Consider the following 5,134-nt stretch of genomic DNA (forward strand, 5'->3'; position numbering starts at 1 on the left):
TCTTTCGCGAGATCCCAATTGCCTGTCTCCAAATAGTATTCCGCAACGATCCTCGCCAATTCAGGGCGCAATGATGCGGCGGTGAAACTGAGGTTGTATTCATGTGGTTTGGTGGTGGGCATTCAGTGAAACTCTTATGACAGGATGGCATCTAAGCGGGGGATGACCCCAAGGGCAAGGAATGGTGCTCAGTTCTTCCCAGGAATCTGGCGACCCGTAACATCAGGTTCCTATGCCTTAATCCACTCATTCACATCGAACCCTTCATTCTTGATCTGCCGCGCCCTCTCCTTGAGCCAGTGGCCTGATCGTTTCTCGATTGTGTCCCGAGTCTTCTAAAAATGAGTGCTTTCAGGAGATCGGGCGGCGATATTGGCAGTGTACAGGAGGTCTTGAACGGAGGTTTGGTGTTTCATGGGGTTCAAGTTGGCAGGTCATGATGGTTACGGAACTGGCAGGTCAAGCTGCCAGTGCTGGAGGCGGCAAGCACCAGCGAGACCTCCATGCATCCTGAAAGTAGCGCGATGAGGCTGCCGAGGAAAGTGATGGCGGACATGAGGCTCAATGGAGATGGCGTCATGATTGACATGAATGGGGCACTGCGTGTCACTCTGCGGAAGAGACGTTCGTGCCTCGGGCGGCGGCGGTTGGTCATGCGATCCTCCCTTCATTGTTCACATCCCAGGTGGACATCAGCTCATCCGAGAGCACGATCTCGGACCGCTTCGCGTGGATGAAGGCGAGCGCCTGACGCAGATCCCAGGAGTTTTGACGCACCAGATGACTTGCCACCACCATGACGGAACGGCTTCTGCCAGCATGGCAGTGGACCAGAAGATTGGGATGCTTCGATGCGTATTCCCCGACAATCTTTACGACACGCTCAAATAACCAAGGGTCGTTGCCCGGACCATCCCGAAAATTGAAACAGGTCAAAGCCTCCACCCCGCAGTCCGCTGGCTTACAGTCATAGAAGTGTCCGTTGAGGCAAAGAATCGAGCGTATTCCTGCGGCATCCCTTGCTGCACGGTTCTCAGCATCCACAAAATTGCCAATGGCGATGGTGTCGGTGATGAAGGTCATGTGGTTCAATCTGGCTTCTGTTCTTCCTCTCTGACGATCTGGTCCATGGGCTTGGCATCGTCTTCCATGGCCTGGGCATCCATGGTGCCGCTGCTTTTCATGCGCATGGCCCGCACTTTGCGGGACATGGCGCTACCTGTGGAGGTCACGCCTTTGGCACTGTAGGTGACGTTGCCGCTGGATCGGGCGTCCATGTGCATGGCCGTAGCACTGGCGATGGCATCCTGATTGGCGGCCAAGAAGAGGAATTCCCAGCTTTTTTCATCGCGATAGAGGCGGATCAGATCACTGATGTGCTTCACGGTGTAATCGCTGGAAGCGTTCTCCATGCCGTCGGTGAAGACGGTGATGATGACCTTGCCAGGCTGGTTGGCGGCAGGGAGTTTTTGCAGGCGAGTATCGGTTTCTTTGATGGTGCGACCGATGGCGTCGAGCAATGCGGTGCTGCCGCGTGGGACGTAGGTGGCGGCGGTGAGCTGCGGCACCTCCTGAATTGGCATTGCTGCGAACGGCACTTCGTAAGCATCATCAAACTGGACGAGCGTGAGGTGGGCATCGCCTGGGACATCTAGCTGGGATTTGATGAAGAGATTGAAAGCAGCGACAGCAGGCTCCTGCATGGATTGCATGGAGCCGGAGCGGTCGAGAATGTAGGCGATTTCGGTGAGGTGGGGGTTCATAGGGGTGTTGTAGGCTGGAAAATGACAGACAAATTGGGTTAGGGGATGTGGTGTGAGATTGCGGCCTACTCGGCCATTTCCTCCTCCACAGCGGCGATAAGCTCGGCCCTGGAAGCGCTAAGTTTTGCTGCCTTTTCCGCCTCCGTCAGTGGCAGGCCAGATGCTGGCAGCGGCGGTGGTACCGGTAACCACTCGTTGAGGAAGAAGTCCTCCGGTTCGAGAAAATCGAGCAAGAGTCTTCGCACTGGTTGCACCTTCTCCATCTGCTGCTGCAAGTAGGCCTGACAACGCGGACTTTGCCAAAACAGCGTCAATGCTTTGCGGTCACGCTCGTCGAGATGCTCTGGCAGGCGGAGGAAGGTGTAACCGCTGTCTGTAAGCGTTAAACCTGCAGGCACTGGCAACGAGAGAGCATTCAGCTCGGGATCAGTCACGCAGTCCGCTCCCAGTGGCAGCAGCCACATCAGGCGCATGTGGCGGCGCAGGTCGTCCGTGCAATGAATCATGCGCACGTCCGGAATGAGCAGACCGCTGCCGCCGCCTGCCTTGCGAAGCAGGTCATCGAGCGGCTTGCTGTTGATGCAAAAATGAATGCCTGATCGAAGAATGGCCATGGGAGGTTTGTCTAGACATGCGCATTCTCTCACAGGGGGTGGGACATTTGCGGGGCGACAGATAAAGTTTATGAGGTATTTCTTCGCTAACATGTCCAAAGCATCCTCCCCCCGAAGATCACGAGCCAAGGCTCCCACCTCGGTCATTCGAGCAGGAACCAGTCGAGTTGCCCTTTGGCGTGTGCTGGAGATCCACAAGATCGTCCTCACCGGCAGACATCCGAACTGCTCCACCTTGGCAACAGAGATCGAAGTGACACCCAAGACCATCCAGCGGGACATGAGCTTCATGCGGGACCAACTGGGATTGCCTCTGGAATATGATCCTCTCAAGCATGGGTACCACTACACGCAGCCGGTGCATGAATTCCCCATGCTGCATCTTTCCCGTAATGACCTGGTGGCCTTGTTCTTGGCGCGGCATGCGCTGGAGCCGCTGCGGGGAACGCGGCTGGAGCGCATGCTGAGCGAGAGCTTCAGCAAGATCGCCGAAGCCTGCCCTGGTGAGATTTCCATCGAGTGGCATGAGCTGGATGAAGCTTTTTCAGTGAAGGCTTCTGGTGTGCTACCGGCGGATGTGACGCTGTTTGGCGATCTGCTTGATGCGGTGCGGGCCTGCCGGGAGGTGAGCTTTGATTATCACAAGCTCACCAGCAGCAAGCCCGAGCAGCGCTTGGTTCATCCTTATCATGTGGGGCAGATTGAGCATGGCTGGTATTTACTGGCCTACGATCCGGCACGGAAAGCGGTGCGCACCTTTGCCCTGCAACGCATCACGAACCTGAGCCTGCTGAAGACGAAGTTTGTGCGTGATCCGCGCTTCAATGCACGGGATCATCTGGGCGGTGGCTTTGGCGTATGGAGCTATGCAGGAGAGGAGAAGCGCACACACGAGGTGCACATTCGCTTTGAAGGCTACGCTGCCCGCGTGGTGGGGGAGCGCCTGTGGCACTCGACCCAGGCGATTCGGAAGCTGAAACCGGACGGCAGCGTGATCGAGTTTCAGGCGGACCTGTCCGGCCTGGAGGAAATCACCCGCTGGGTGCTGAGCTGGGGCAGCAAAGCGAAGGTGCTGGGACCGCTGGAGCTCAAGCAGCGGGTGCGGGAGGAACTCACTAAAATGACAAAGGGCGGGTGATGGATGAGATTCCCTTGCATGGAACGGCACGCACCAGCAGTTAAGTCTCGCGACAATCTTCGACTCTCTTGAAAGCGATCACCGTCATGGCAGGCACTCACCCACTACCGATTCTCATCTCTGATCAAGGAACCGAAATCTTGCTTGAACGCATTCCTCTGACCGGCGCTTCCGGAACGAGTGCCTACAACGAAGACTGGCTTCAAGACCTACTCTACAAACACCCGCAATCGCTGCCCATTGCCGAAATTAACCCTTTGTTCGCCGGCTTGGTTCCGATCTGCCGCGAGCTGCTGACACCTGCAGGACCTCTGGATGTCCTCTATGCCACACGCGAAGGCCGTCTGGTGGTGCTTGAAGCCAAGCTGTGGCGGAATCCCGAAGCACGACGGAAGGTGATTGGTCAGATCCTCGATTATGCCAAGGAGCTGAGCCATTGGAGTTACGAGACGCTCGATGCAGCCATTCGTGCGGCAGGCCGTCGTGACCAGGGAACCGCAAGGTCCTTGTTCGAAGTGGTTCGTGAGCAGCACGGGGGACTCGACGAAGCCCAGTTTATCGACGCAGTCTCACGCAACCTTAGGCGCGGTGAACTGCTGCTTTTGATCGCAGGCGATGGTATTCGTGAGAACGTCGGAGCAATCACCCAGTTCATTGAGGACCACGGAACACTGCACTTCACTTTTGGCCTGATCGAGATGGCGATCTACCAGATGCCGAACGGCATGCAGCTGGTGCAGCCGCGAGTCCTTGCCCATTCAGAGATCATCCGCCGGATAGTCGTTGAAGTGCGCGGAGGAGAACTCGCCGAGCCAGATGCAGATTCACCCGAAGTGGACCGGGAAGCGATGCCGAGACCCGACCTGGAGCAGCAGCGGCTCAAGTTCAGCGATTTCTGGACTGAGTGGTTGGAGAAATATCCTCTCGACGATCAGAGCCAGCCGGTGAAACCACCCTCCAAGGGCACCAATCAGTTCTTTGACCTGACTAAGGAATCAAAGGGCCGATTATCTGCCGTTGCAGCGGAACAAAGCGGGAAGGCGGGGGTCTATATCTCGTTTCGAAGGGAACCTGTCAGTGACCGGATCTACGCCGCCTTGATGGCGGACCAAACCGCGATCAACGCGGCAATTGGCCAGCCGGTTCAGTGGGCGTCCAGCGACAAGTGGCATTCTGTTCAGGTTTGGCGTGATTTTGGTGATCAGATGCTGACGCAACAGCGGGCCGAGGTGCAGGCATGGCTGGGCGATCTGATGAATCGTTTCGTCAATACGTTCCGTCCTCGGATTGAGGCTGTGCTGCGTGATCAATAGGCAGTAGCTAAAGCAGCTCCACCATGAACAATAGTCTCAAACCCATGACAGAGGCACTGGAGCTGGACCTGAAGAAGCTCGAATCCCGTGCTTATCATGCTGCAGAATGGGCCGAGGACACTCTGCGCTGTTACCACGCCACGATTCCAAAATTGCAGGAGGAGGCTGCTGCACGATTACGGGTGCTTTACGGCTGGATGTTCGTTCCGTTGACGTTGTGGCCGTTCAACATCCATGAGATGATGAATGACCTTCTTGCCATTCTGGAACAAGGCAAACGCTTGAGCCCTCAGCAGTGCCTCATTG

The 5,134-nt window shown here is 56.5% G+C and carries 7 protein-coding genes; 3 read left to right on the forward strand and 4 right to left on the reverse strand.

Annotated features, from left to right (window positions below; genetic code table 11):
• Nucleotides 1-421 precede the first annotated feature (421 nt).
• The 4 genes from ACIREA_RS26385 to ACIREA_RS26400 form a co-directional block, all read right to left on the reverse strand.
• Entirely contained in the window at nucleotides 422-556 is a 135-nt protein-coding gene (locus tag ACIREA_RS26385) for a hypothetical protein (protein ID WP_397385311.1), read from the reverse strand.
• 95 nt (nucleotides 557-651) lie between these two features.
• Nucleotides 652-1,083, reverse strand: a complete 432-nt coding sequence (locus ACIREA_RS26390) for a dual specificity protein phosphatase family protein (protein ID WP_397385312.1) — start codon at nucleotides 1,081-1,083, stop codon at nucleotides 652-654.
• Nucleotides 1,084-1,088: 5 nt separating this feature from the next.
• Nucleotides 1,089-1,763, reverse strand: a complete 675-nt coding sequence (locus tag ACIREA_RS26395) for a hypothetical protein (RefSeq protein WP_397385313.1) — start codon at nucleotides 1,761-1,763, stop codon at nucleotides 1,089-1,091.
• 65 nt (nucleotides 1,764-1,828) lie between these two features.
• Nucleotides 1,829-2,377, reverse strand: coding sequence for a hypothetical protein (locus ACIREA_RS26400; protein WP_397385314.1), 549 nt, complete (start codon nucleotides 2,375-2,377; stop codon nucleotides 1,829-1,831).
• 91 nt (nucleotides 2,378-2,468) lie between these two features.
• Here ACIREA_RS26400 and ACIREA_RS26405 point away from each other — a divergent pair, with 91 nt between their 5' ends.
• From ACIREA_RS26405 to ACIREA_RS26415, 3 genes are all read left to right on the forward strand, one after another.
• Entirely contained in the window at nucleotides 2,469-3,515 is a 1,047-nt protein-coding gene (locus tag ACIREA_RS26405) for a helix-turn-helix transcriptional regulator (RefSeq protein WP_397385315.1), read from the forward strand.
• A gap of 68 nt (nucleotides 3,516-3,583) precedes the next feature.
• Entirely contained in the window at nucleotides 3,584-4,828 is a 1,245-nt protein-coding gene (locus ACIREA_RS26410; protein ID WP_397385316.1) for a DUF4268 domain-containing protein, read from the forward strand.
• Between the two features lie 23 nt (nucleotides 4,829-4,851).
• A partial coding sequence (locus ACIREA_RS26415; protein ID WP_397385317.1) for a hypothetical protein occupies nucleotides 4,852-5,134 on the forward strand: 283 nt, incomplete at its 3' end.

The organism is Prosthecobacter sp., assembly GCF_044373815.1.
In the GTDB taxonomy this organism is placed as follows: domain Bacteria; phylum Verrucomicrobiota; class Verrucomicrobiia; order Verrucomicrobiales; family Verrucomicrobiaceae; genus Prosthecobacter.

Bases quoted from the DNA above. Each gene is read 5' to 3' on its own strand.
- ACIREA_RS26385 (WP_397385311.1), bottom strand. From the start codon at position 556: ATGTCCGCCATCACTTTCCTCGGCAGCCTCATCGCGCTACTTTCAGGA.
- ACIREA_RS26390 (WP_397385312.1), bottom strand. From the start codon at position 1,083: ATGACCTTCATCACCGACACCATCGCCATTGGCAATTTTGTGGATGCT.
- ACIREA_RS26395 (WP_397385313.1), bottom strand. From the start codon at position 1,763: ATGAACCCCCACCTCACCGAAATCGCCTACATTCTCGACCGCTCCGGC.
- ACIREA_RS26400 (WP_397385314.1), bottom strand. From the start codon at position 2,377: ATGGCCATTCTTCGATCAGGCATTCATTTTTGCATCAACAGCAAGCCG.
- ACIREA_RS26405 (WP_397385315.1), top strand. From the start codon at position 2,469: ATGTCCAAAGCATCCTCCCCCCGAAGATCACGAGCCAAGGCTCCCACC.